Source organism: Bacteroides faecis (genome assembly GCF_020091505.1).
Classification (GTDB): domain Bacteria; phylum Bacteroidota; class Bacteroidia; order Bacteroidales; family Bacteroidaceae; genus Bacteroides; species Bacteroides faecis.
Genome location: NZ_CP081916.1, coordinates 93,185 through 118,386, shown reverse-complemented (window position 1 = coordinate 118,386; position 25,202 = coordinate 93,185). Strand labels below are relative to the sequence as shown.

The window sequence follows — 25,202 nt, the reverse complement described above, 5'->3', positions numbered from 1 at the left end:
ATACAAACACATCATGGAAGAAGCTATTGTCAGAGTAGAGCACCTTTCTCACCGTTATAGTGTAGATTGGGCTATCCGCGATATAAATCTTGAAGTAAAAAGTAAGGGAGTTTTCGGTCTGTTGGGTTCCAACGGCGCCGGTAAGTCCACAACTATGAATATTATATGTGGGGTTTTGAATCAGACAGAAGGAAATGTCTGGATTAATAACATCAATCTGCGTGAGAATCCGGTAGAGGCAAAGAAGTTCATAGGTTTTTTGCCTCAACGCCCGCCTTTATATCCGGATATGACAGTTGAGGAGTATCTTACTTATTGTGCAAATCTTCGTCTGATGGAACCCATGGAGATTGGGAAAGCCGTAGAGCGTGCTATGGCTCGTTGCGGAGTAACTCATTTTCGTTCACGTCTCCTGCGTAATCTGTCCGGTGGTTATCAGCAGCGTATTGGCATTGCACAGGCTATTGTTCATCATCCGCAATTTGTTGTGCTGGATGAGCCGACAAATGGTCTTGATCCTAATCAGATTGTCGAAATTCGTAATTTAATTAAGGAACTTGCTACCGATCATGCAGTAATGCTTTCCACGCATATTTTACCGGAAGTTCAGGCTACTTGTGATGAAATTCGTATGATTGAACATGGAAAGGTCGTTTTCTCTGGAAGTATGGATGATTTTGATAATTATGTTGCTCCTACTTCTTTCACTGCAACATTGGTTAATGCTCCGGCAATAGAAGAACTTGTCAAGCTTAAAGGTATTACTTCTGTCGATTGTTTGGGGGATTGTCACTACCGCTTTCATATAGCTGAAACGGATGGAATAACCGAGAAAATGATTGCTACTAGTGTCGCTAATGGATGGCAACTGGAAGAGATTCAGTTAGAACGTCTTTCTTTGGATGAGATTTTTGCCCGTCTTTCTGGAAAGAAGTAAACACAAACTTAGAAAATAAAGATTAAGTATGAAAACTATATGGAAAATAGCAAAGGCTGAACTGAATACTCTCTTTTGTTCACCTATTGCATGGTTGATCCTTATCATATTTGCATTTCAGGCCGGACTGACATTTTCCGACTTGATTTCCGATCAATTACGTTATTTGGCACTAAACTACCGCCCTTATAACCTGACCAGTGCTTTATTGTTAGGATACAGTGGTGTTTATTCAAGTATGCAGGATAACTTGTACCTTTATATACCATTACTTACAATGGGATTGATGAGTAAGGAGTATAGCAGTGGTTCCATCAAGCTGCTGTATTCTTCCCCTATTACCAATATACAGATAATTCTAGGTAAATATATATCTATGTTGGTATATGCATTGATTCTGGTTGCTATCTTGTTTGCCTATTTTATCTATAGTGCATGTATTGTGGAGAACTTTGATTTTCCGTTTGCTTTGACCGGGATACTTGGAATCTTTTTGTTGGTATGTGCTTATGCAGCTATAGGTTTGTTTATGTCTACTTTGACTGCTTATCAGGTGGTTGCGGCTGTTGGAACATTGACTGTTCTTGCTATTCTTAATTTTATGGGTAATATTGGACAGGACATTGATTTTGTTCGTGATCTTACCTATTGGTTATCTTTGGCAGGACGCTCGGACAAGTTTCTTCATGGTATGATTTGTAGTGAAGATGCATTCTATTTTATTATTGTGGTTGTACTGTTCTTGTCACTTTCTGTTTTGAAATTGAAGTTCGAACGTACTACAGCCAATAGTTTAAGTAAGATGGTGCAGTATATCGGTGTGTTGTGTGTTACATTATTGGTCGGTTATGTGACTTCCCAACCTAAGTTAATGTGTTACTATGATGCAACTGCAACTAAGGCAAATACTTTGACTCCTCCAAGTCAGGAAGTAATGACGAAGCTGGACGGTGGATTGACTCTTACGATGTTCGTTAACCTGCTGGATGATAATTTCAACAAGGGAATGCCGAAAAACAGGAATTGGGAAATGCGTAAGTTTGAAGACTATATCCGTTTCAAACCGGAAATGAAGATGGAGTATGTGTATTATTATGACCATACGGATAATCCTCGTCTTTATGCACAATTCTCCGGATTATCAGACAAAGAAATAGCTCAGCGTTTGTGTGATACTTATGATTTGGATTTTAATATGTTCCTTTCTCCGGAAGATATCAAGAAAGTAACAGACTCCAAAGGTATTAATCTGGAAGAAGAAGGCAATCGTTTTGTTTATCTTTTCGAACGTGAAAATGGTCAGAAAGCTTTTTTACGCATTTATGATGATAATCAGCGTGATCCTCGTGAATCTGAAATTACGGCTGCCTTGAAAACGATGGTTGTCAAGTCTCCACAGGTTGCCTTTATCACAGGACATGGTGAACGTGATATTTACAAAGGCGGTGAACGTGATTATAGTGCATTTGCAAAAAATCTCACTTTCCGATATTCTCTGATCAATCAAGGGTTCGGAGTGAGTGTTTTGGATTTGAAGGCGGATTCTATGACAACAGATATTGCTGATAACATTGATATTATCGTTATAGCAGATGTACGTGAAGCATACACACCGGATGAGATAGCTAAAATACAACGTTTTATAGCTCGCGGAGGTAACATGATTATAGCTTGCGAACCACGGCGTCAACCATTGATGAATCCATTAGTTGAAAATTTGGGTATTACATTTATGCCAGGCATTGTAGTGGAAGAGACAGAGGGATATGCTCCCAATCAATTATTTGTGAATCCTACAGAAACAGCTATAACAGAGAATAAAGGTTATTATACAATGGGGCGATATGGCTCTAAACTTTCTATGCCTGGAGCTGTAGAATTAGTACTTAATGATAGTTGCGGCTTTAAGTCTTCAGTCTTATTTGCTACCACTGCAAAGGCTTGGAATGAACAGCAAACAACTGATTTTGTGGATGACAAACCGGAAATCAATCCGGAAACAGGTGAAAAAGCTGATTCTATTCCTTTGGTGGTGCGTTTGATTCGCCAAGTAGGTGATAAAGAACAGCGTATCTATGTATGTGGTGATGCTGATTGTATGGCGAACAGTGAATTGACTACTAATCGGAATGATTTGAGCACTTCTAACTTTACGCTGATTACCGAAGCTTTCCGTGAATTGTCTTATAATCAATTCCCCGTAAATGATGATCGTCCTCATCCGTATGACGATAAACTGTCTATTTCTGGTCAGGGAGCTTTAGTTTTGGTTCGCATCTTATTTATGGGAATTATTCCTGTAGGATTGTTAGCGGGATATATCATCACTTGGTGGCATCGTCGTAAAAAATAATAGATAAAATAAATTTTGTTGGATTACAATATATAACTAAACACAACACAGCATTTATGAAAAAAAAGCGAAGTTTTATTATGGGCTGCTTATTATTGGTAGCTATGCTTCCGTACACTTTCTTTGCTAGTGCACAGACTAAGGTTACTGTTAAAGTAGAGGACAATAGTTACCGGGTTATTAGAGGTAAGGTTACAGATGCGGAAGGCCATTCCTTACCCGGTGTGAATGTAAGGGTAAAAGGTGTGCAGGGAGGTACAGTTGGTGACATTGATGGGAACTTTATGCTTAGTGCCCCACGGGAAGATGTCGTATTGATAGTCTCTTATATCGGAATGGTAACTCAGGAAGTTACAGTAAAGGGTAGTCAGAAAAAAGAGATTCAAATTCATATGAAGGAAGATGTGAATGAGGTGAGTGAGGTTGTAGTAACAGGGTATGCAACTTTGAAAAAGGAAAGTTTTACCGGAAATACTATAACTGTTAAAAAAGAAGAATTGCAAAAGGTTTCCAAAACCAATGTGATTGCTGCACTTCAGGCTTTTGATCCATCTTTCCGTATTGCGGAAAATAGTATGTGGGGATCTGACCCTAATGCTCTTCCTGAAGTATATTTGCGTGGTAAGTCTGGGATTGGAATTAAAGAATTAGATGTGGATGTAACTTCTAAATCCTCTTTGAAAAACAATCCGAATCTTCCGACTTTTATAATGGATGGTTTCGAAATTAGTGTTACAAAATTGTATGACATGGATCCTTCTCGTATAGAAAGTGTTACAATTTTGAAGGATGCTGCAGCTACAGCTATGTATGGTTCACGTGCCGCTAATGGGGTTGTAGTAATAACAACTGTAACTCCTAAACCGGGGAAATTGAATGTTGCTTATAGCTTAACTGGTGAGGTGGAAATGCCAGACTTGAGTGATTATAACCTGATGAATGCAGCGGAGAAATTAGAGGCTGAAAGATTAGCTAATTGTTTTGTTGATAACGAAGGTGAACATAAGTTTCAGGACTTCTATAATAAAAAATTGTATAATGTAAAGAATGGTGTAGATACATATTGGTTAAGTAAGCCATTACAGACTTCTTTTAATATGAATCATAGTCTTTATGTTGATGGAGGTTCTGATAAATTACGTTTTGGAGTGGAATTGAGTTTGAACAAAAACGATGGTGTAATGAAAGGCTCCAAACGAGATGTATGGGGGGCCGGTGCATATATACAGTATACAATCGGAAATCTTGTTGTTCGAAATCATTTTACGTATGATGTGAATAGCTCTAAAGATTCACCTTATGGTTCGTTTTCTGATTATACCACTCAATTACCATATGATGTTTATGAGAATGAAAATGGTGAGTATATGAAGGAATTGACTAGATGGGGGAATAGGACAGTTACTTATAACCCATTATATGAGGCAACTTTAGGTAGCTATAGTAAATCTTCTTATGAACAAGTTATAAATAATTTGAGTGCACAGTGGAATATTTCTAAATATTTATTGTTTAAAAGCACACTTGGGCTTACACGTCAGTTTAGTAACAGTGAAAATTTTCTTGATCCCAATTCAATGAAGAATGATCCGATTTTGAGTAATACAAATCTTTCTGCCGGTACATTGGCTACTGGTTCCGGTGATAGCTTTGTTCTTGATTGGCAGGCATCTTTAGCTTATAACCGCTTCATTGGAAAACATAATATCAATACTTCAGTTGGGATGAATATTATGGAAAGTAAGGAAAAGAGTCTTTCTGCTAATTATAAGGGTTTTCCTTCAGGTAGTTTACATTCACCTAATTATGCAGAGGAGATTGTAAGTAAACCAACACAGAGTGAAGAACATTCGCGTCTGATGGGTTTGATCGGTTTGGTGAATTATAGTTATGATAATATTTATTTGTTTGATGCTAGTATTCGTATGGATGGCTCATCCAAGTTTGGTACTGATAGAAAATATGCTCCATTTTGGAGCTTTGGTACCGGTGTGAATTTACATAATTATAAATTCTTTACGAACATGGATGTTTTTGATTTGTTGAAGCTCCGTGCTAGTTATGGGCAGATTGGTAAGGTGAATTTTGCATCTTATGATGCAAAAACAACATATCGTATTCTTTCTGATCAATGGTACAAAACGGGTTATGGGGCTGTATTATATGCTTTAGGAAACAAAGGGTTGACTTGGGAAACAACCAATACATTAGATGTGGGTATGGAAGTCAGTTTGTTTAAGCGTTTGTTGTATTTGAGAGGTAGTTATTATATTAAGAGAACTGTTGATTGTATTAACTCTGTTACTATCCCTAGTCATTCTGGTTTTACTACTTATATGGATAATATTGGTGAAATTGAGAATAAAGGATTTGAGTTGGATGTACGTGTCAATTTTATTCGTACAAAGGACTGGAATCTTACTCTCCTTGCCAACTTGGCACATAATAGGAATAAAATTGTGAAAATTGCAGAGAGTTTAAAAGCCTATAATGATAAAGTAGATGCATTTTTTAGTGATCCAGCTAATTCCAATACCCAAGTGGCGTCAAAGAGCTATAAAAAATATTCGGAAGGTGTATCGCAAAATGCAATTTGGGCGATGAAATCACTTGGCATTGATCCTGCTACTGGAGAAGAGCTCTTCCAAAATCCGGATGGAACTGTTACTAAATATTGGAATTCTGCTAATCAGGTTGTTGTTGGTAATGAAGAACCTACTGCGCAGGGGACTTTTGGCTTAAACTTGACTTGGAAACGTTTTAGTCTCTACACTACTTTTATGTATGAGTTTGGAGGACAACGTTATAATAGAACTTTGGCTGATAAGATAGAAGGTGTAGATATTGCAAATGATAATGCAGACAGAAGAGTATTGACTGAACGTTGGAAAGAACCGGGAGATCTGGCCTCTTTCAAGAGAATTCAAGTGAGTAACCGGGAAACTGTTGAGGTAACCAAGCCTACTTCACGTTTTGTGCAAGACTATAATTGGGTGAGTCTTAATTCTATAGCATTGGAATATGATGTCAATCCAACGTTAATCAAACATATTGGATTAAGTATGTTGCGTTTTGGTGTTGGCGCTAATGAACTGGCACGCTGGTCCTCCGTTGAGTTGGAGAGAGGATTGAGTTATCCATATTCAAGAACTATTAATTTTTCATTAAAAGCAAGTTTCTAATAGATTATGAAGGAAATGAAAATATATAAATTAATAATATCTATTTTTCTGTTTGTCGGGCTTAGTTCTTGCAACGATTGGTTGAATATTGAGCCTAAAGATACCACAACAGAAACAGATCTTTTTGCGACCGGTGATGGATATCGTGTAGCTCTGAATGGTGTATACGCACAGATGGCTGAGTCAAGTCTTTATGGACAACAATTAAACTGGGGATTTCTAGATGTAATTGCTCATATGTATATGCTTTCTGAGTTGTCTAGTGAATATGCACTTTCTGCAAAATATAGTTATACAGATGAGAAGGTTAAAAGTATCATTGAGGGTATTTGGTCCAAAGCATATAATAATATAGCTAATTGCAATAATATAATCCAGCGTATTGACAATGAACCTGCTGGAAAGTTTGCTGAGGGAGAAATAGAGAAAAATGTGATAAAAGGTGAAGCGCTGGCATTGCGTGCCTACCTTCATTTGGATATACTACGATTATTTGCTCCTTCTATGATGAATGTGGAGGAAGATAAGCAATTGTATATACCTTATGTGACAACTTATCCATGTACATTTCAACCTTATACCAGTAACCAAGATGTGCTTAATAAAGCAATTGCTGATTTAAAGATTGCCAAAGAGTTGGTAGGGAGTTATGATTTAGCAAATATAGTTCAATTAAGTCCTATAAATCGCATAGAGAATGGAGGAGCGGATGATATCTTTTTTGCTTACAGAGGGTATAGAATGAATTATTATGCCGTTTGTGCTTTGTTAGCAAGAGTTTATAATTATGCAGGTATGCATCAGGAAGCTTTCAATGAAACAGAAATTGTTATTAATGCTTTGTGTGATAGCTATGGAAGTAAATGCTTTACTTTTACTCCTTCTTACACTCTTCGTAATGGCAATACAAAATTGTATGAAGAAATAATATTCTGTTTGTCTAATGATCAGCTATGGACAATTTATAAACCTTATTATGGTGGTGAAATGTCCCTTTATTTAAATGCTTGGAGTGCAGACGATTTATTTGATGATAATTCGGATATTCGTAAAAAATTAGTTACGACATTAAATTATTATCCGGTTAGTATAAAGAATGTTGAGGCTAGTGGAACACTTGCAAATTATTCGAAAGATATAATTCCTATGATTCGTTTAGGGGAAATGTATTATATCCGAGCTGAGTATTATAATAGTAAAGGACAGACAGATGTTGCTTTTGAAGAGATGGATGTTTTGCGTGCGGGACATAGTTGTACGAAGGGAAGATTATCAGGTGATTTTAATCAGGCTTTAGTCAATGAGGCACGTCGTGAATTTATAGGGGAAGGACAATTGTTTTTTTATTTTAAGAAATTCAATATCTATCCAAATTCTAAGTATATGACGTCAGAGTTGCAATTTGTTTTGCCGCGTCCGGATAACGAAAACTTATAACTACAAACCAAATATTAACGATATATGAGGAAATACATATTTATATTAGGTATAATCATTCTTTCTTTATGCGCTTGTAGCAAGGAAGGATTGACACAATATGATGCTGCAAAGAATTATCTTTATATTCCGAATGATAAATATATGGATACTACCTTCGTTACATTTAAACATCACCCTGGAATAGATGATTATGATGTTTTTTTTGAAGTACGATTAGTTGGAATACAACTCATTGAGGACAAATCGTATTCTATAGAAGTTGTGAAGGATAAAACAACCGCCAAGGTTGAAGACTATACTTTGGATACCGAACAGATATTTCATGCTGGAGTATTGAAAGATCAATTAAAAATAACCTTGCATAATACAGCTCATCTGCTTAATGAAACGGTACGTGTTACACTTCGTTTGACTCCCAATGAGAACTTTGGCGTAGCTGATTATTTAGGAGAAAGTGAGTCACGTGCTCAGAGTCTAACGGCATCTGTTACTTTTGATAACCAAATCAGTAAGCCAACTTGGTGGAATAGCGATATTGAAATGAATTATTTAGGTGAATGGACACCTATTAAATATGAGAAATTCATTGAAAGTTGTGGTGGAGAGGTGCTTGATTTATCAGAATATGAAGGGTATCAGATAATGGAGTTAGCAGTAAAGTTCAAAAATGATATTGAGAAATATGGTTGGAAAGATAAAGATAATGAGTTGATAGATCTTCCTATTTATTAAAATTGAAAGAATATGAAAAATAAGATATTTCTATTTATATGCTGTGTCACTTTTTTATGCTCTAGTTGTTATGAGGATAAAGGAAACTATGACTATAAAAATCTGTCAAAGATCGAAGTTGAAAAATTTTTGAAAGAAGATGGTACTAGTATTAATGTAAATTCCAGTATGAGTGTAACTATAGGAGGAATGGTGTCTGTTCGTCCTGTATTGACTATAGTAAATGAAAGACCTAATATGAATTTTAATTATACTTGGACTTTCAAAGATCAGATAATTGGAACTGATGAAACGCTAAGTTGGAAAAGTGATATATTGGGCAGTGGAGCTGTATTGCTTGATATAGAAGATATTGAGAATGGAACTCATTTTATTACAGCTTTTTATCTTACAGTAGGCGAACCTTATCAGGCGGAAGGTTTCTTAATCTTAAGTGAGAAAGATGGAATACCTTGTTTGAGTCTTTTAAAAGGAATATATTATGACGATGTTTCTGATTATGAACTTTTGACAGGATTGTATCAAAAAGAAAATGGGAAATCACTGCCGAATGATGTGTTTAAGCTTCATGAGCATTTCTGTAAAGGGAGTTATGGTTCTCAAATAATGGCTGTTTGTAAAACTGATCTAGTAGATATTAATGCCTATACTTTTAAAGAGGCAATGAGAGCTGAAACCATTTTTTCAGGTGAAGTACCTCAAATTAGTGATGTAATGTTTATGCAATGGCTTGATTTAGTGACTGATAAAGATGGATGCCTTTACCAACGTAGAAAAACAACCAATGAATTATTTCATTCTCAACGTTTTCTTTCACAACCAATGATGTTTAAGGGTGAAACGTTGAAGAATATTCGTATCATACCGGATGATTTTTCTAGCTATAGAAATTTCTTGTTATTATATGATAATCATAAGAAGCGCTATCTAGTTATATCAGACTTAGTCGGTACTAATTGGTCGGCTAGTTCAGATGTTACTACCATTGGCAAAATAGAAGAAGCTAATTATTCAGGCGATGAATGGCCGGAAAAATTTACTCCATTGAATAATATGAAAGAATGTAATGTGATCCACACAGGATTTTTCCGGGATAATCGTAACACATATGTCAATTGGTTCTTTTCTATTTTTGAAAAGAATAGTAACTATTATTATCAAAAATTTATGATAGAGCGAGCGTATACAAGTGATGGTACCTTTAAAACTAGTGTGAATGAGGGGCAAGAAGGAAAAGTACCAGCTTTATTTGGAAATATATTCAATGAGAAGAGTATTATAGCGGTTTTGGAATATTCTGAAGGTTATGGATTAGATTCATCACATCCCTATACATTTGTTTCAAGTGGAAATAGTTTATATTTATACGATATTGACAATTTGGATGAGGATATTAGCTTTAAGAAATTGTTAGATTTTGATAGTCCTGTGACAGCTTTGGATACATCGTGTCCAGGTGGTAATTACTTGGGTGTAGGCTTAGAAAATGGAGAATTTTATGTTTTAAGAATGAATCAGGCTAAAAATCATTGTGAGGATCAAGACTATCTTGTTCGTTGGCATGTGCCTGCTGGAGAATTAGGTAAAATAAAGTCTGTACGTTATAAGACAGATGGTAATGGAACACAGTTCTAAAATCATTATATAGTTCTTGGTTATTCAAAATAATCAAGAACTATATCAGTTATTCATTCTATCAGGTGCTATCTTGATAGAATATTTTTATATATGCAGCGGTGTTTGGAAAATGATTGATTAGTATGCTGCCCTATACTTTCCTTCCTCCCTATCTTCCAGCATATTCAAGTAAGAAGTATAGCGTGATTCGCTGATAAGATGTTTCTCTACCGCTTCACGTACAGCACACCCCGGTTCGTGTCGATGTGTACAATTTCCATATTTGCAATCGGCAGATACTTTGAATATTTCAGGAAAATAATGTCCGATCTCTTCCTCTTCCATATCGAATGTTCCAAATCCTTTGATTCCTGGAGTATCGATAATATATCCATCTCCGTCGACAGAGAACATTTCAGAGAAGGTAGTCGTATGCATACCTTTATTATGATAGGTTGAAATTTCACCGGTCTTCGTTTCAATTCCCGGTAGAATAGCGTTAATAAGAGTTGATTTCCCCACTCCGGAATGTCCGGAAAAAAGGGTGATCTTTCCTTCTAACTCTTTTTTAATAGTGTCAACTCCGGTTCCTTTCTTTGCGGATACTTTGAAACAAGGATAGCCGATATGAGTATATAAGTTAATCAGAGCATCCAGATAATGGAGTTCATCTTCGTCATAAGCATCCACTTTATTGAATACCAATTTGACGGGTACGCGATAAGCTTCGGCAGAGGCAAGAAAACGATCAATAAAGATGGTTGAAGTTTCGGGGTAATTGATAGTTACTACCAACATACATTGGTCAAGGTTGGCAGCAAGAATGTGAGATTGTTTAGAAAGATTGGAAGAACGGCGAATGATGTAGTTCTTCCTATCTTCTATTTCATTGATAAAGGCAGTACCTTCTTGGTTGAGTATAATCTGAACACGATCTCCCACAGCTACGGGATTGGTGCTACGAATACCTTTTAACCGGAAATTACCTTTGATTTTACATTCAATAAATTGTCCGTCGTCGGTTTTCACTTGATACCAACTACCCGTGTTCTTGATTACTAATCCGTGCACTTTATCTTTTTAGTTTATTAAACGGTCATGATTTCTTTATCCTTGTCGGCAAGCATATCTTCAATTTGTTTGATATACTTATCGTGGATCTTTTGTAGCTTGGTTTCTGCATTCTTCTGTTCGTCTTCTGCTAGTCCGTCCTTTACAGCTTTCTTCAGAGCGTCGATACCATCACGACGAGCGTTACGTACACTCACTTTGGCTGTTTCGCCTTCAGCTTTACACTGTTTGGCTAGTTGTTTACGACGTTCTTCCGTCAAAGGAGGGATACCAAGACGGATAATTTCACCATTATTTTCAGGCATAATGCCAAGGTCAGAGTCGATAATGGCTTTTTCGATGACACGGAACATGCTTTTGTCCCATGGTTTGATGGTGATACTACGAGCATCCGGAGTGGATAAAGCAGCTACGTTGCTGAGGGCTACCATACTTCCATAAGAGTCTACGCGGATACCATCCAACAGTCGGGTACTCGCTTTCCCAGCGCGGATATGTGCCAATGCTTCTTCCAGATACATTATGGCCATATCCATTTTTTCTTGTGCATTGTCAAGGCAAGTCTTTACGTCTACCATATTTTTGATATTTAAAGTTGCTATTTGGTTGATTGATTAGCAAAAGTATACTATTTTTTGTTTATCTGCAACAGCATACTCATCTTTTTTATAAGCGACTTGCCGAGGATAATCAAGGTAACGGCAGTGATAATCATTAAAATGCCGGCCATTAATCGTGGAGTCAGTTTTTCGTGAAACAGGAGGACTCCGAAAAATAGTGCTGTTACAGGCTCCAAAGCACCTAATATAGCGGTAGGAGTGGAACCTATATAATGGATCGCTAATGTTGTGCAAATTAGTGATACAGCAGTGGGAAGAATAGCCAAAGCCAATACATCTGCCCACAATAATGGGGATGGTATCATCTGTAATTCCGTGCAGAAATTTAAGCGGACTATATAAACTGATAGTCCGAATAGTATCGCATAAAACGTAAGCTTGGTGGTCGGCAGTGTCTTTAACGAAGACCGGTTGACTCCTACGATATAAATGGCATAAGAGAGGGATGACAGTAAAACAAAGATAATTCCTATGGTGGAGAGTGGCTTATTCCCATCACCCTGGTAGAGTAGGGCAATGCCCGAGAGTGCCAGTAAAATAGAGAAGACAGTAATTGCGGAAATTTTCTCTTTGAAAAATACTCCCATAATAACAGCTACCATTACCGGATATACAAATAGAATGGTAGAAGCAATTCCGGCATCCATATAATTATAACTCATAAATAAAAGCAGAGATGAAAATGAAAATAGTAGCCCCATGATTACCAAAGGAAGGATATCTGCTTTCCGGAGGGCGAAAGGCTGTCCTTGCAGTTTCATTAAAATACCGAGTACGATCGCAGCAAGCGCATAGCGATAGAATAAAACAGTATCAACGCTCATGCCAACTGCATAAAGCGGGAGTGCGAAGAGAGGATTCATGCCGTAGCTTGCAGCGGCGATAGCTCCATAGATAAAACCTTTGGTCTTGTTATTCATTTATGTATGCTTTCTAAAAAAATAGCGTGCAAAAGTACGAAGTTCGCAGATGATAAACAAGTATTTAGTGGGTTGATAGTATAATTTAATTCTTCGTAGGCGAGAAATAGTCTTTAGTTATGCTAGGGGAAGTTTAAATTGGGCCTATCTTCTTATAAAAATAGGCATCTCACATACACGGAGATGCCTGTCTTTAAAGGTTTATCATATCTAGATCGTAATTAACCAAATTTGCTTGAATCACGAATTACTATTTCTCCTGCAAGATTTACTGTAACCGGGAAGGCGTTAATACGATTGATTCTTCTGAACATAAGCTCTACACTGACATTGGCTATCTCTTCACACGGTTGTTTGAATGATGTCAGTGAGTGTTTTAAGTGCATAGAATATTTCATGTTGTCATAGGCGCATATGAGCAGGTCTTCAGATATTTGCAAACCAATATCTGTTAAAGTTGACATTAAAACAGCAGCTGTAGAATCATTCGCACAGATGATGCCTGTCTTACCGGATATGATTTGCATCTGTTTTACAAAGTTGATGTTTTCCGGATTACCGCAATGCACATTATTCGTATCGAATGGGAGTTTGTTCTGCTGTACCATTTCTTTAATTCCTGATAAACGCATGTTTACGGAATTTGCGGAGTCAGGTCTGTAGAAAAAGTGAATATGAGTACATCCTTGATCTATTAAGTGTTGTGCCATAATACAACCTGCGCTAAAGTTGTCTAGGCAAACAATATCGAAATTACTTCTTTTGGGGAAATTATAGATATCTCTGTCAATAAGGATAAGCGGAATACCGGCTTTCTCTATTTTATCGCAGATTCGAATATTGATCTCGTCTGCGTTGGCTACTCTTTCCAGTGGAGAAAAGAATATGCCGTTTACCCCTTTCTTTATGTAATTGTCGCAACAGGTTTCTATCAACTCTCGTCTTATATCTGCATTGCTTGCGGTGGCGCCTTCCCATAAACAGTTAAATTTACCTGCTTCCGATTGTTTCAGTAACTGGTCATTGATAATAGAGAATATTTCGGACTCTCCAGCTCCGGGAAGTAATAATCCGAATGTCAATGTGGTGGCAGTATGTTTGTGGTTGACGATAGTACCCAGTCCTTTTTTTTTCGTAATGTAACCTTCGGCTTGTAATTGATTGTAAACTTTTGCTATAGTTGGTCTTGATACAGAATATTGATCGGCCAATGTAAGCTCAGTTGGCAATAGCGAACCGGTAGGATATACCCCATCTAGAATATCCTTTTTTAAGATATCATAAATCGATTTGTAACTTGGTTTTGTATTCATTACTTGGAGTTATTTGGTAATAGGATGCAAATATAATAAGAAATAGTGGATTCTCTCTCTTGTGCTATTGAATAAATGTAATAACTGTCATTAAGCTTATTCTTAATATGTGATATTCTGTATGTAACTTTGATGGTTTACATAAATGATATGTATATTTGTTTATTATGCTGCTAAAATATTGCATATATATTTGCATTTAATAAAAATATAGTTTATGTTTGCAAAGTAAATACGCACATATATAGAATACCTAGTTAACAACTATCTAAAATAACGCTATTATGAAAACAAAACTGCTATTAGTTTTTATCTTATTTTCTACCAGTGTTTTTGCGCAAGTAGTAAAGGACTACGATCCGCAAATTCAGAGGACTACGAACCTACAGTATTTTAAACCTGTAGAAAAACATCTTTTTACAGGTGACTGTATGCCTTATTATCACAAAGGTACATTCTATATTTATTGGTTGTTGGATGAAGGTCACCATGCCGGGTTGGGTGGACTGGGTGGACATCAATGGGCATTAAGCACTTCTAAGGACCTTATTAATTGGACACATTATCCAGTAGCTGTCGGTATAGATGAAGATTGGGAGAAATCCATTTGTACCGGTTCGGTGATAGCAGATAAAGGAAAGTTTTATGCGTTTTATTCTACTCGGGTGAAAGATGCCAAAGGAGTACACGAACAATTGAGTTATGCGATGAGTGAAGATGAAGGCAAATCTTATGTGAAACAAAAACCGAATCCTTTCTATTATGCTCCTCAGGAGTGCGTTAGTCGTGATTTTCGTGATCCAAAAATTTTTAAAGATAGAGAAGATGTGTATCATCTCTTTATTTCAGGTTATAAAAAAGAACCTGAACTAGATGGTTTCGGTGGTTATCTGGTTCACCTGATATCTAAAGATTTAAAGGATTGGAAAGAAATTGAATCTCTGTTGACAGGACAGGTAGCTACTCCGGAGTGTTCTGATTATTTCCAATGGAATGGTTGGTACTATTTGTTGTATAGTACGGGGGGAGACACTTATTACGTTAAATCGAAGAAACCTTACGGACCTTGGGAATATCCTAGTACACAGGCTTTTGTAGAGCAGTGGGCTAGCGTCTATAAAACGGCGGAATATAAAGACAACCGTAGAATAGCAGTAGCATACATGCCTTGCAGAAGTAATAATAGGGATTTTGATGGTCCGATTTGGGGTGGAAATATGTTGTTGAGGGAAGTTGTGCAAGGATCAGATGGTACGCTCTATACAAAATTCCTTTCGGAATCTCTCCCACAGATGTCTCTCCTTCAAATGCCGGAAGTTGAGATTCCTGTTGGTAGCAAAACTGTTTCGTATTCGGATGGAAAACTAATTATAGATTCTCCGAATGGTACCAGTGTTGCCTCTATATCTGATTTGCCTGTCAATTATCGGATTACGATGGAAATACAACCCTTAAGCAATTATGATGAAATCGGTTTGTTTGTGCGAGCTACAGATAAAAGAGAGCGTGGATATAAAATCGAGCTGAATGCTAATAAGGAAAGTGCTTTCATCTATAATACCGGCATAAACACGGTGAAAGATATGAGAAAGACAATCATTCTGGACTTGATATTGAAAGATGAATTTATTGATATGAATATAAATGGTAAGCGGTCTGTTATCAACCGATTGCCAGAAAAGAAAGGGCAGAAGCTATTCTTCTTCCTGAAAAATGGAAGTGCAACAATTAAAAATATTAACATTTATCAGTGGAATGACAAATTATGGTGAGATTATCTATAGTTTGTTTGATGTAAAAGCTTGTGTTTGTTTGGATTATATGCTCTGGTGATGTAATGTATATGTTAGGATAATGTATCAATTTTGATAGTATTTGAAATGAAAGTTACACTTATGTATGTGTAGTTTTCATAGATTTGCAATATGTTGATCAATTAATAATAAAAACTCTTATTATTGATAATACTTAAATCTTTATTAAAAATAGATATTGATTAGTTTAGCATAGAAAAACAGGAACCTTCTATAGTGGAAGGATTATATGAAATTTATATTTGTAAACCTATTGTTAATTATTAAATGTAGAATTATGGAACATTCTAAAAACACACAAAGAGAACCGAACGGGATTCTTAAAATGTTTTTGTTGTTGCTTTGTATCGTAGGAACTTCTGTCTTTAATCAGGCATTGGCGGTTGTTGATCAAAGTCCGATAAAAGTAATAGGAGTAGTATCTGATGAATTGAATACTCCTCTTCCAGGAGCCGCAGTTCAAGTTGATAAGTCCACTAAAGGTGTTATAACTGATTTGGATGGAAAGTTTGAGATTGAAGTGTTATCGACAGACAAATTGCTTATTTCTTATGTTGGGTATGAGACGCAAGTTATCACTATCGGTGATAAAAAAACTTTGTATGTAAAAATGACACCGAAGACAAATGAACTACAGGATGTAACTGTTGTTGCATTTGGTAAACAGAGAAAAGAAAGTATGACTTCGGCTATTGAAACCATTAATCCAAAAGAATTAAAAATGCCTACTGGGAACCTGACTGCAGCTTTGGCTGGGCGGTTGGCAGGAGTAATTTCCTATCAAAAAAGTGGAGAACCAGGTAAAGATAATGCTGAATTCTTTGTACGTGGTGTGACGACTTTCGGTTATTCATCATCTCCTTTGATTTTGTTGGATGGATTTGAAATCTCTGCTAATGATTTAGCCCGTATACAGCCTGATAATATAGAACAATTTTCAATATTGAAGGATGCAACTTCTGCTGCTCTTTATGGGTCAAAAGGAGCAAATGGTGTTATCATGGTGACTACGAAGAAAGGGCAAGAAGGAAAACCTCGTATTTCTTTCCGTCATGAATCACGTTTTTCTACACCTACTAAAATTCCCAAGACAGTGGATGGTGTCACTTACATGAAGCTGTATAATGAGGCGCAGTTTAATGACAATCCTTTGTTGCCTCCTTATTATGAAGCACAAAAAATACAGAACACGATTAATGGGGTTAATTCATATGCTTATCCCAATGTAAATTGGTATGATGAGCTGTTTAAGAATCTCACATATAATCAATATTATTATTTGAATGTAAGTGGAGGTAGTAAGGATATCCAATATTATTTAGCAGCAGCCTATACGAATGAAACTGGTATCTTGAAGAATGAACAAATGAATAACTTCCAGAATAACATCAATATTGGTACGTATGATGTGACGGCAAAGGTGAATATACAATTGACTAAAACGACTTCTTTTGAGGTAAATATGAATTCTCGTTTTCAGAATTATACAGGTCCTTCGGTGGAGGCTAATGATATATTTAACCGAGTGATGGATGCTAATCCTGTAGAATTTCCTAAATATTATTTACCGGATGAGAAAAATGTTTATACTAAGCATGTGCTTTTCGGTATGAATCCTCGTAATAGCATGGCTAATCCTTATGCTGATATGGTGAAGGGGTATAAAGATGGATTCTCCAGTAATATATTGTCCCAATTTTCACTTAATCAGAAATTGGATTTTCTGACTAAAGGACTTAACTTTCATGCTAAAGTATCTATTAAAACAGATAGCTCTCATGATAGTAATCGTTCGTATGCTCCATTCTTTTATAATATAAAGGATTATGATGAATTGGCTGATGTTTATAGTTTGTCGGAGATAGTGAAAGGTTCTGATGTGCTGGGAGAGCCGGTTAATACCCGTTCGGCAAATAGCCATTTTTATTTTGAGGCAGGGCTCAGTTATTCTAATGTGTTCAATGATGATCATGAACTAGGAGCGGTTGTTATCTATACGCAGGAAGAAAATAAGAATACGGCAGCGGAAGGAAGTATTCAAGTGACATTGCCGCAACGTAATCAGGCTTTACGTGCCCGTGCAAATTATGCTTATAAATCTAGATATTTGGTTGAAGGTAGTGTTACATATAATGGTTCCGAGAAGTTTGATGCAGACCATCGCTGGGGCGTTTTTCCTGCGATAGGTGCAGGGTATATGATTTCAAATGAAAATTTCTGGCGTCCTTTATCTAAGGTGGTTGATAAATTTAAAATTCGTTATTCGTATGGTTTGGTGGGTAATGATAATATTTCAGATCCCAAGGATCGTTTTTACTTCTTGTCGGATATCGGTAGAGAAGGTGGCTATACTTGGGGAAAAGATTTTTTGACGTCTTATTCTGGATTGAGAGTAAAACGTTATGCTAATCCGGAGATTACGTGGGAAATTGCCCGTAAACAGGATATTGGTGTAGAATTCAATTTATGGAGAGTATTAGATGTACAATTGGATTATTTTCATGAACGACGTGAGAAGGTATACGAAAAACGTGCGCATATCCCATCTACTATGGGGTTGACCAGCGATATTTGGGGAAATGTAGGTGAAGTGAAATCGTGGGGTTGGGATGGATCTGCCGATTTGAACTATGCCATTAATAAAGATGCTTGGCTTACAGGACGTTTTAATTTCACTTATGCGAAAAATGAGGTTACAGAAAGAGAAGAGCCTGCTTATCGGGATGAATATCGGAGAACGATTGGTTGGCCGGTTAGACAACAGTGGGGATTAATAGCAGAACGTTTGTTTATCGATGAGGCAGATGTTGCCAATTCACCTACGCAAGGATTTGGAACAAATGTTCAGCCAGGAGATATTAAATATAAGGACATTAATAACGATGGAATAGTAAACGATAATGATATGGTACCTATTGGTTACCCGTCGGTACCTGAATTTAGTTACGGTTTTGGGCTCTCTGCAGGATATAAGAACTGGGATATTTCTTTCTTCTTCCAAGGGCAAGGACATAATTCATTTTTCATTGATCCGAGTAGGATAGCGCCATTTATGAATTATCGGAATGCTGTTTCTTATATTGCTGACGATCATTGGAGTCCCAACAATCCGGTGAGCCATGCATTCTGGCCTCGTTTGAGTACTGAAAATAATGCTAATAACTATAAAAAAGAATCAACTTGGTGGTTGCGCGATGGACGTTACTTACGTTTGAAGACTATAGAACTTGGTTATTCCTTGCCTAAAAACACCTTGCGTAAGGTGGGATTGAGTAATCTACGTTTCTATTTCTCAGGTTTGAATTTGCTGTGTTTCAGCTCATTTAATTTGTGGGATCCAGAAATGGGGGATAATGGTTTAGGGTATCCATTACAGCGTGTATATAACATAGGTGTTCAATTTGATTTTTAAAATGTAATAACAATGAAATTTAATTTAAAACATATTATAACGGCAGCAACTTTTATCATAGGGATGAGTAGTTGCGATTATCTGAATATTGTTCCGGATAATACTATTGAGTTGGAAACAATGTTTGAAACACAGGAGCAAGCTTATGGTGCATTGTCGACTTGTTATGAATATATGCCTAATTGGGGATGGTTAAACAATTCGATGAGTCTTGCCGGAGATGAATTTATCGTACGTTTGGATGGAGGTGAATCTGGTAATCCGGATCGTATGCCAGGTGAAAAACTAATGAAAGGGTGGAACAGCGCTCAGAATCCTTATTTGTGTTATTGGAACGGAGGCAAGAATGCGTCAGCTTTGTATGTGGGCATTCGCTATTGTAATCTATTTCTGGAAAATATTGACAAGGTGAAGGATATTACGGATGAAGATCGGAAAGACTGGATTGCACAAGTAAAGATACTAAAGGCTTATTACCATTTTTATTTGGCTCGTTTGTATGGACCCATTTGTATTGTTGATAAAAATCTGACTCCTTCCGCTTCGCCAAGCGAGGTACGATTGAAGCGCCAACCGGTAGATGTTTGTTTTCAGTATGTGGTAGATTTGATTGATGAGGTATTGTATGACGAGAACGGAAATGAAAAGACAGACTTGAAAGATGATCGTCCTAATGAATTTTTGGGAATGGTAGACCGTACTATTGCCAAGGCAATCAAAGCAGTTGTGTTACTGACCCAGGCCAGCCCGTTGTTTAATGGAAATGCAGAATATTATAGTAATTTTAAAAATGTGGACGGTGAACTACTTTTCCCGATGGAGAAAGATAATGAAAAGTGGAAGAGAGCATTGGATGCTACGAAAGTAGCTATTGATGCCGCTCACGCACGGAACAAGAAATTGTATAAATATAATGCTGATGGTGGAGCGAATATCGAATTCTTTGATAAAGATGTCTGGGGTAAGTCCGAGATTGTTGAATATTGCTATAATAATCGTTATTCCATTCTTGATCCGTGGAATGATGAGTTGATATGGGGATATTCTAATGTAGGTAGTTTTGACCAAGGTACTTTTCAACATGCTTCCCAATGTCGTCGTCCGGATAATCAGTCAGTGTCGGATTATAGTTGGCAATGGTTATGTGCTTCCTATCGGATGGGTGAGTTGTATTACACAAAAAACGGGGTACCTATCAATGAAGATCAAACATTTGATTATGACAATCGGTTGGATATAGTTACTATCCCGAATGACACTTATCATTTAGGGTATATGCAGCCGAATGAGAAAACAATCAAGTTATATTTGAATCGTGAACCACGTTTTTACAGTTGGATTGCTGTTGATAATTGTTATTGGCGCAATCAACAGACTAAACTTGAGATGCACATGAAGTATGATGAATTCCCGGGCGGGCGTTATAGTACGAAGCAAGATGACTTCTATTGGTCGGGCATTGCAATAAAGAAGCTAGTGCATCCGGAGTCATTGAATGAGCATGCAGTGCGAATGGTTCGTTATCCGAATCCGATTATTCGCTTGGCGGATTTGTATCTGATGTATGCAGAAGCATATAATGAATATTATGGCCCCGATGCGGAAGCTTATCGTTATTTGAATGAGGTACGTAAAAGAGCGGGACTGCCTGATGTAGAAACAGTTTGGAGCGATGGGACTATTGTGAAAAACATCAACAAGCACCAGACGCAAGAAGGGTTGCGTGAAATAATACAGGCTGAACGATTGATTGAGCTTTCATTCGAAGGACATCGGTATTTTGATCTTTGTCGTTGGAAACGTGCAGGCGAGTTCTTCGTGTCATCAGTGAAAGGGTGGAATGCACGTTCAGGTCGTACTTATGAAGACTTTTATCAAGTGACAGAGTTGCAGGCACGTACATGGGAAACTCCTAAAAATTATTTATTCCCGATTCCTTTGGATGACATTAACAAGAATCCTAGTTTGGTACAGAATCCGGGATGGTAGTAATTATTCACTTAATTAGAAAATAGGAACATGAAAAAGATATATTATAGCTTAATGTTACTTTTGGGCGGAATGTTTATGATTAATACGAGTTGTTCGGATGACGACGAAAAAGATACGATGGCTCCGGGACAAATCTCCAATGTGCGATTTGTTCCCAATTATGGTGGAGGATATTTCTTGTATGATATCCCGGAAGATCCGGATTTCTTGTATGTGCGTGCGGATTATACGGTAGATTCTGGCGAGAAAGTTTCTAAAACGAGCAGTACATACAATGATACATTGTTTGTGGAAGGATTCGGTCAGGTGAAAGAATATGAAGTGAAACTTTATTCTGTGGATCGCAATGAGAATGTGTCTGCTCCGGTAGTGCAGGTTATTACTCCGCTAGAGGCAAACACAAATACAGTGGCCGCAACATTGACAGTTCGCCCGGGCTTCTCTGCATTGATTGCTGAGTGGACTAATGAGTTGCAGCAGACGGTAGATGTATATGTACGTTTGAGTGATGGAGAAACTGTTGCCGAGAAAGTACTTTCGTCTAATTCGAAAGATGGATTTTTCTTGGTAGAAAACCTGCAGAATAAGGATTATACCGTTTCAACTTATGTGAAAGATCAATATGGAAATATATCTTCGGTGCAGGATTGTGGGATACTGAGACCATTGGAAGATGCTCCATTGAATAAATCATTATGGGCTTTCCTTCCCAATCAACAATTATATGGCAATCGCTGGAACTATGATAGTGACCCGAATCCGGATAATCAGCAGCCTTATGATGAATATATGGGAGCTTTTACAAAAGACAGTTTAAGGAATGCACCTTCTGCTGCGTATGAGGGACGTATTGAGAAGTTTTGGGATAATATCACCTATCAGTTGAATCCGGAGAATTATAACATTTTTAATACGGGAGAATGGGGGTATCCTTATTCTTATTTCATAGATATGGGACGTACGGTCAAAGGAAGCCGTGTACGATATTGGCAGCGTCTGTCCGATAAATATGGCAATGAAAATGTGCAGACTTTCCAGCTTTATATTAGCGATGATGACGACCCGACGGATGGTGTGACTGACTGGGAATTGGTAGGAACGTATAAGATTGTGAAACCGGCTGACTCGTATGAAGCTGATCAGGAGGCAATAGCCGGACATGAGTTTATTTTGTATCCGAAAGAAACAAAATATACCAAGCCATTCCGCTATCTGAGATTTAAGGCTCTGAATGGATTTACAGAAAGAATGGTATCTGTAGGCTCTGAGATTACATTATATGGTTTGGAGGTTAATGATTGATCTAAATAAAAACAGATAATTATGAAACGTAAATATATTTATATAGTTGGTTGCTTATTGTCGTTCATTGGTATGATTGGTTGTGAAGATATGGATGATAATTATAAACAGTATTTGGAGGAATATAATTATTCCGGTAAAGTTACGTCAGTGCGGAGTTATCTTGGATTCGAACGGGTGGCATTGGCCTGGGATAACCCGAAAGATCAAAAGTCAAAACATATTTTGATTGAATATGGCGTTGATAAACAGCAAAAAATATTTGATTATTTAGTAGACTCTGTGGTGATCGACGGACTTGATACAGGGACAGGATTTGATTTTGCTATATACACATTGGACAATGCGGGTAATCGTTCTGTACCTGCTACTATTACAGCTTTACCTATTTCTCAGACAATGGTAGATAATTTGGTTCCTCCTACTTGTTCTTATGTTAAAGTAGATGGAGTACCATCGGTTTATTGGGCTGGACTGTCGGCGGTAAGTATGGCTTATTGTAAGTATAGCTATATTGATTATAAAATAGTCTCAGAGGATGGAGATAAAGTGATCACTGAGGGCTGCTTGGAAAATGAGAACGTAACAAGTTTAGATCGTGTGAATGAATTAACATTGCCCGCTCCGGAGTTAAGCAAAGGATCAACTTATTATGTAAACTTTACAGCCTATGTATATCCGGTTTCAAGTGATATTGTTACAATGGATTCGGTTCCGGTGAACGGAAGAACCCGTATTATCATAGAGTAAGTAATTAATGAAAAGAGTATATTGAAAAATTGGTATATTTGTACTACTTTTGATATACTCTTTTTGATAATAGAATATTAGATATGAGAATAATTATAGGATTATGTGTAGTGGCCTTTCTGTGTTTTGAAAGTCCTTCTATGGCATCAGATAAAGTGATGGTAAGTACTTTGTTGGATGAAATGATTTCATTTGAAAAAGCAACAGAGTTTCCCGAACCTTATTACACTTGTAAGATGGTAAGTAGTTATGACCGCCGGACTGTATCACCGGATAAAGATTGGTGGTATGCTAATGATGACGGATTTGGTTGTATGCGAGTGGATACTGTTCAGGGGCGAGTAGAAAAAGTGATGTTCGATTATGATGGACCGGGGGCAGTAACACGTATTTGGATGAGTGCTCATGCCAAAAATGGTATCCTCCGTTTTTATTTTGATAACGAAGAGAATCCTCGTATTGTGATTCCTGCGTATGACATGACACGCATTCCATTTAAAGTTGGAGATGCGCTCTCTTTAATTCATACGAATTATACTCCTGAAGGTTTGGGAGGGAATACATTTATGTTTCCATTTCCATACCAGAAAAACTGCCGGATAACGTTTGAAGAACTTGATAAAAACAGGAATACTTGGGGACCGCGTTATTATGAAATCGAATATCGCACCTATGTATCTGGAACTGAGGTTGAAACATTTGATGTCGGACAAGTGAATACGCATACAATGCAGGAAAAAATACAAGATGTAAACAAGACGCTTTGGAATCCTTCAACCTTTAAAGGTGGAAAGCGTTGTGAGTTTGCAATGGATATTGCTCCTAATCATACAAGTGCAATAGATCTTCCTCTTGGGAATCATGCTATTCGGTCACTACTTATTGATGTGAATTGCCGTAAAGGAGATTATGCAAAGATGATGAGGCAGTTGATACTGAAAATAACTTTTGATGGAAAAGAGACAGTATGGGTGCCGTTGGGAGATTTTTCGGGGGCAGGACTGGGAGCTCCTGAAGTGAATAGCTGGTATATGGATACGGATGGTCGCGGACATATCGTATCGCGTTGGGTAATGCCATATAAAAAGAATGCCAAAATAGAAATTGAGAATTTGTTTGAGTTTCCGGTTTGGATGAATGTCAGAGCGCATGTGTCAGAATGGGAATGGAGCAAAAATACACTTTATTTTCACACGACTTGGAAACAGGAAAGAGGCATTGAAATAACGAACCGATATGATGATCATAAAGGGAATCATATGTGGAATTATATAACAATTGATGGAAGAGGGGTATTTAGGGGAGATTTGCTTTCACTATTCAACTATGCTCCTGATTGGTATGGAGAAGGGGATGAAGTAATATGGGTTGATAATGATATATTTCCTTCACATCATGGGACGGGGACAGAAGATCATTACAATTGTTCTTGGGCACCGGTAGTTCCTTTCCATACTCCGTTTGGAGGTGCGCCACGGGCCGATAATCCTTCTTCTCATGGTTTTAACGCTTTTGTACGTACTCGTAATTTAGATGGTATTCCTTTTCAGAAGTCATATAAATTTGATATTGAAATGTTGAGCTGGAATCCGGGTAAAGTAGATTATGCTGTGACAAATTATTGGTATGGAGATTTGAATAGTAAGGTAAAGCAGTCTTCTGGTAAAGAAGAAATTCTGTCCCAGTTGCCCTATCTTATGTAGCTGAGACTGAAGAATATGCTATGGATTCAGTTTGAATTCGATTA

The 25,202-nt window shown here is 37.2% G+C and carries 16 protein-coding genes; 12 read left to right on the top strand and 4 right to left on the bottom strand.

Features of this window, described 5'->3' with window-relative positions:
* Positions 1–13 precede the first annotated feature (13 nt).
* The 6 genes from K6V30_RS00925 to K6V30_RS00900 are packed head-to-tail and all read left to right on the top strand — an operon-like array spanning position 14 to position 10,279.
* On the top strand, positions 14–937 hold the full coding sequence (locus K6V30_RS00925) for an ABC transporter ATP-binding protein (RefSeq protein ID WP_010539458.1): 924 nt from the start codon (positions 14–16) through the stop codon (positions 935–937).
* Positions 938–965: 28 nt separating this feature from the next.
* Positions 966–3,290: a Gldg family protein gene (locus tag K6V30_RS00920; RefSeq protein ID WP_055270575.1), complete on the top strand. Its 2,325-nt coding sequence runs from the start codon at positions 966–968 to the stop codon at positions 3,288–3,290.
* Between the two features lie 56 nt (positions 3,291–3,346).
* Positions 3,347–6,472: a SusC/RagA family TonB-linked outer membrane protein gene (locus tag K6V30_RS00915; RefSeq protein WP_022300901.1), complete on the top strand. Its 3,126-nt coding sequence runs from the start codon at positions 3,347–3,349 to the stop codon at positions 6,470–6,472.
* 6 nt (positions 6,473–6,478) lie between these two features.
* Positions 6,479–7,909: a RagB/SusD family nutrient uptake outer membrane protein gene (locus tag K6V30_RS00910; protein WP_010539455.1), complete on the top strand. Its 1,431-nt coding sequence runs from the start codon at positions 6,479–6,481 to the stop codon at positions 7,907–7,909.
* A 24-nt stretch (positions 7,910–7,933) separates the two neighbouring features.
* Positions 7,934–8,644, top strand: coding sequence for a DUF4843 domain-containing protein (locus K6V30_RS00905; RefSeq protein WP_010539454.1), 711 nt, complete (start codon positions 7,934–7,936; stop codon positions 8,642–8,644).
* A gap of 12 nt (positions 8,645–8,656) precedes the next feature.
* Positions 8,657–10,279 (top strand): PKD-like family lipoprotein, encoded by a 1,623-nt coding sequence (locus tag K6V30_RS00900; protein WP_010539453.1) that lies wholly within the window; start codon positions 8,657–8,659, stop codon positions 10,277–10,279.
* A gap of 120 nt (positions 10,280–10,399) precedes the next feature.
* On the opposite strand, the gene rsgA is transcribed toward K6V30_RS00900, so the two are convergent.
* From rsgA to K6V30_RS00880, 4 genes are all read right to left on the bottom strand, one after another.
* Entirely contained in the window at positions 10,400–11,332 is a 933-nt protein-coding gene (gene rsgA / locus K6V30_RS00895) for a ribosome small subunit-dependent GTPase A (protein ID WP_010539452.1), read from the bottom strand.
* A 17-nt stretch (positions 11,333–11,349) separates the two neighbouring features.
* The gene (gene frr, locus K6V30_RS00890) at positions 11,350–11,910 is read right to left on the bottom strand and encodes a ribosome recycling factor (protein WP_055270571.1); all 561 of its coding nucleotides are present in this window, start codon (positions 11,908–11,910) and stop codon (positions 11,350–11,352) included.
* 50 nt (positions 11,911–11,960) lie between these two features.
* Positions 11,961–12,872 carry a DMT family transporter gene (locus K6V30_RS00885; RefSeq protein WP_010539450.1) on the bottom strand — a complete coding sequence of 304 codons (912 nt, stop codon included), beginning with the start codon at positions 12,870–12,872 and terminating at the stop codon, positions 11,961–11,963.
* A 221-nt stretch (positions 12,873–13,093) separates the two neighbouring features.
* Positions 13,094–14,185: a GntR family transcriptional regulator gene (locus tag K6V30_RS00880; protein ID WP_055270569.1), complete on the bottom strand. Its 1,092-nt coding sequence runs from the start codon at positions 14,183–14,185 to the stop codon at positions 13,094–13,096.
* Positions 14,186–14,469: 284 nt separating this feature from the next.
* On the opposite strand from K6V30_RS00880, the gene K6V30_RS00875 reads away from it, so the two are divergent.
* From K6V30_RS00875 to K6V30_RS00850, 6 genes are all read left to right on the top strand, one after another.
* Positions 14,470–15,957 (top strand): family 43 glycosylhydrolase, encoded by a 1,488-nt coding sequence (locus K6V30_RS00875; RefSeq protein WP_055270567.1) that lies wholly within the window; start codon positions 14,470–14,472, stop codon positions 15,955–15,957.
* A gap of 319 nt (positions 15,958–16,276) precedes the next feature.
* Positions 16,277–19,411, top strand: coding sequence for a SusC/RagA family TonB-linked outer membrane protein (locus K6V30_RS00870; protein ID WP_070101332.1), 3,135 nt, complete (start codon positions 16,277–16,279; stop codon positions 19,409–19,411).
* A 12-nt stretch (positions 19,412–19,423) separates the two neighbouring features.
* Positions 19,424–21,400 (top strand): RagB/SusD family nutrient uptake outer membrane protein, encoded by a 1,977-nt coding sequence (locus tag K6V30_RS00865; protein ID WP_055270562.1) that lies wholly within the window; start codon positions 19,424–19,426, stop codon positions 21,398–21,400.
* Between the two features lie 30 nt (positions 21,401–21,430).
* Positions 21,431–22,705, top strand: coding sequence for a DUF4959 domain-containing protein (locus tag K6V30_RS00860; protein WP_081030898.1), 1,275 nt, complete (start codon positions 21,431–21,433; stop codon positions 22,703–22,705).
* Between the two features lie 21 nt (positions 22,706–22,726).
* Positions 22,727–23,455: a DUF4998 domain-containing protein gene (locus K6V30_RS00855; protein ID WP_055270558.1), complete on the top strand. Its 729-nt coding sequence runs from the start codon at positions 22,727–22,729 to the stop codon at positions 23,453–23,455.
* An 83-nt stretch (positions 23,456–23,538) separates the two neighbouring features.
* Positions 23,539–25,158 carry a glycoside hydrolase family 172 protein gene (locus tag K6V30_RS00850; protein WP_055270556.1) on the top strand — a complete coding sequence of 540 codons (1,620 nt, stop codon included), beginning with the start codon at positions 23,539–23,541 and terminating at the stop codon, positions 25,156–25,158.
* Positions 25,159–25,202: the final 44 nt, after the last annotated feature.

Bases quoted from the DNA above. Each gene is read 5' to 3' on its own strand.
- K6V30_RS00925 (WP_010539458.1), top strand. From the start codon at position 14: ATGGAAGAAGCTATTGTCAGAGTAGAGCACCTTTCTCACCGTTATAGT.
- K6V30_RS00920 (WP_055270575.1), top strand. From the start codon at position 966: ATGAAAACTATATGGAAAATAGCAAAGGCTGAACTGAATACTCTCTTT.
- K6V30_RS00915 (WP_022300901.1), top strand. From the start codon at position 3,347: ATGAAAAAAAAGCGAAGTTTTATTATGGGCTGCTTATTATTGGTAGCT.
- K6V30_RS00910 (WP_010539455.1), top strand. From the start codon at position 6,479: ATGAAGGAAATGAAAATATATAAATTAATAATATCTATTTTTCTGTTT.
- K6V30_RS00905 (WP_010539454.1), top strand. From the start codon at position 7,934: ATGAGGAAATACATATTTATATTAGGTATAATCATTCTTTCTTTATGC.
- K6V30_RS00900 (WP_010539453.1), top strand. From the start codon at position 8,657: ATGAAAAATAAGATATTTCTATTTATATGCTGTGTCACTTTTTTATGC.
- frr (WP_055270571.1), bottom strand. From the start codon at position 11,910: ATGGTAGACGTAAAGACTTGCCTTGACAATGCACAAGAAAAAATGGAT.
- K6V30_RS00885 (WP_010539450.1), bottom strand. From the start codon at position 12,872: ATGAATAACAAGACCAAAGGTTTTATCTATGGAGCTATCGCCGCTGCA.
- K6V30_RS00880 (WP_055270569.1), bottom strand. From the start codon at position 14,185: ATGAATACAAAACCAAGTTACAAATCGATTTATGATATCTTAAAAAAG.
- K6V30_RS00875 (WP_055270567.1), top strand. From the start codon at position 14,470: ATGAAAACAAAACTGCTATTAGTTTTTATCTTATTTTCTACCAGTGTT.
- K6V30_RS00870 (WP_070101332.1), top strand. From the start codon at position 16,277: ATGGAACATTCTAAAAACACACAAAGAGAACCGAACGGGATTCTTAAA.
- K6V30_RS00865 (WP_055270562.1), top strand. From the start codon at position 19,424: ATGAAATTTAATTTAAAACATATTATAACGGCAGCAACTTTTATCATA.
- K6V30_RS00860 (WP_081030898.1), top strand. From the start codon at position 21,431: ATGAAAAAGATATATTATAGCTTAATGTTACTTTTGGGCGGAATGTTT.
- K6V30_RS00855 (WP_055270558.1), top strand. From the start codon at position 22,727: ATGAAACGTAAATATATTTATATAGTTGGTTGCTTATTGTCGTTCATT.
- K6V30_RS00850 (WP_055270556.1), top strand. From the start codon at position 23,539: ATGAGAATAATTATAGGATTATGTGTAGTGGCCTTTCTGTGTTTTGAA.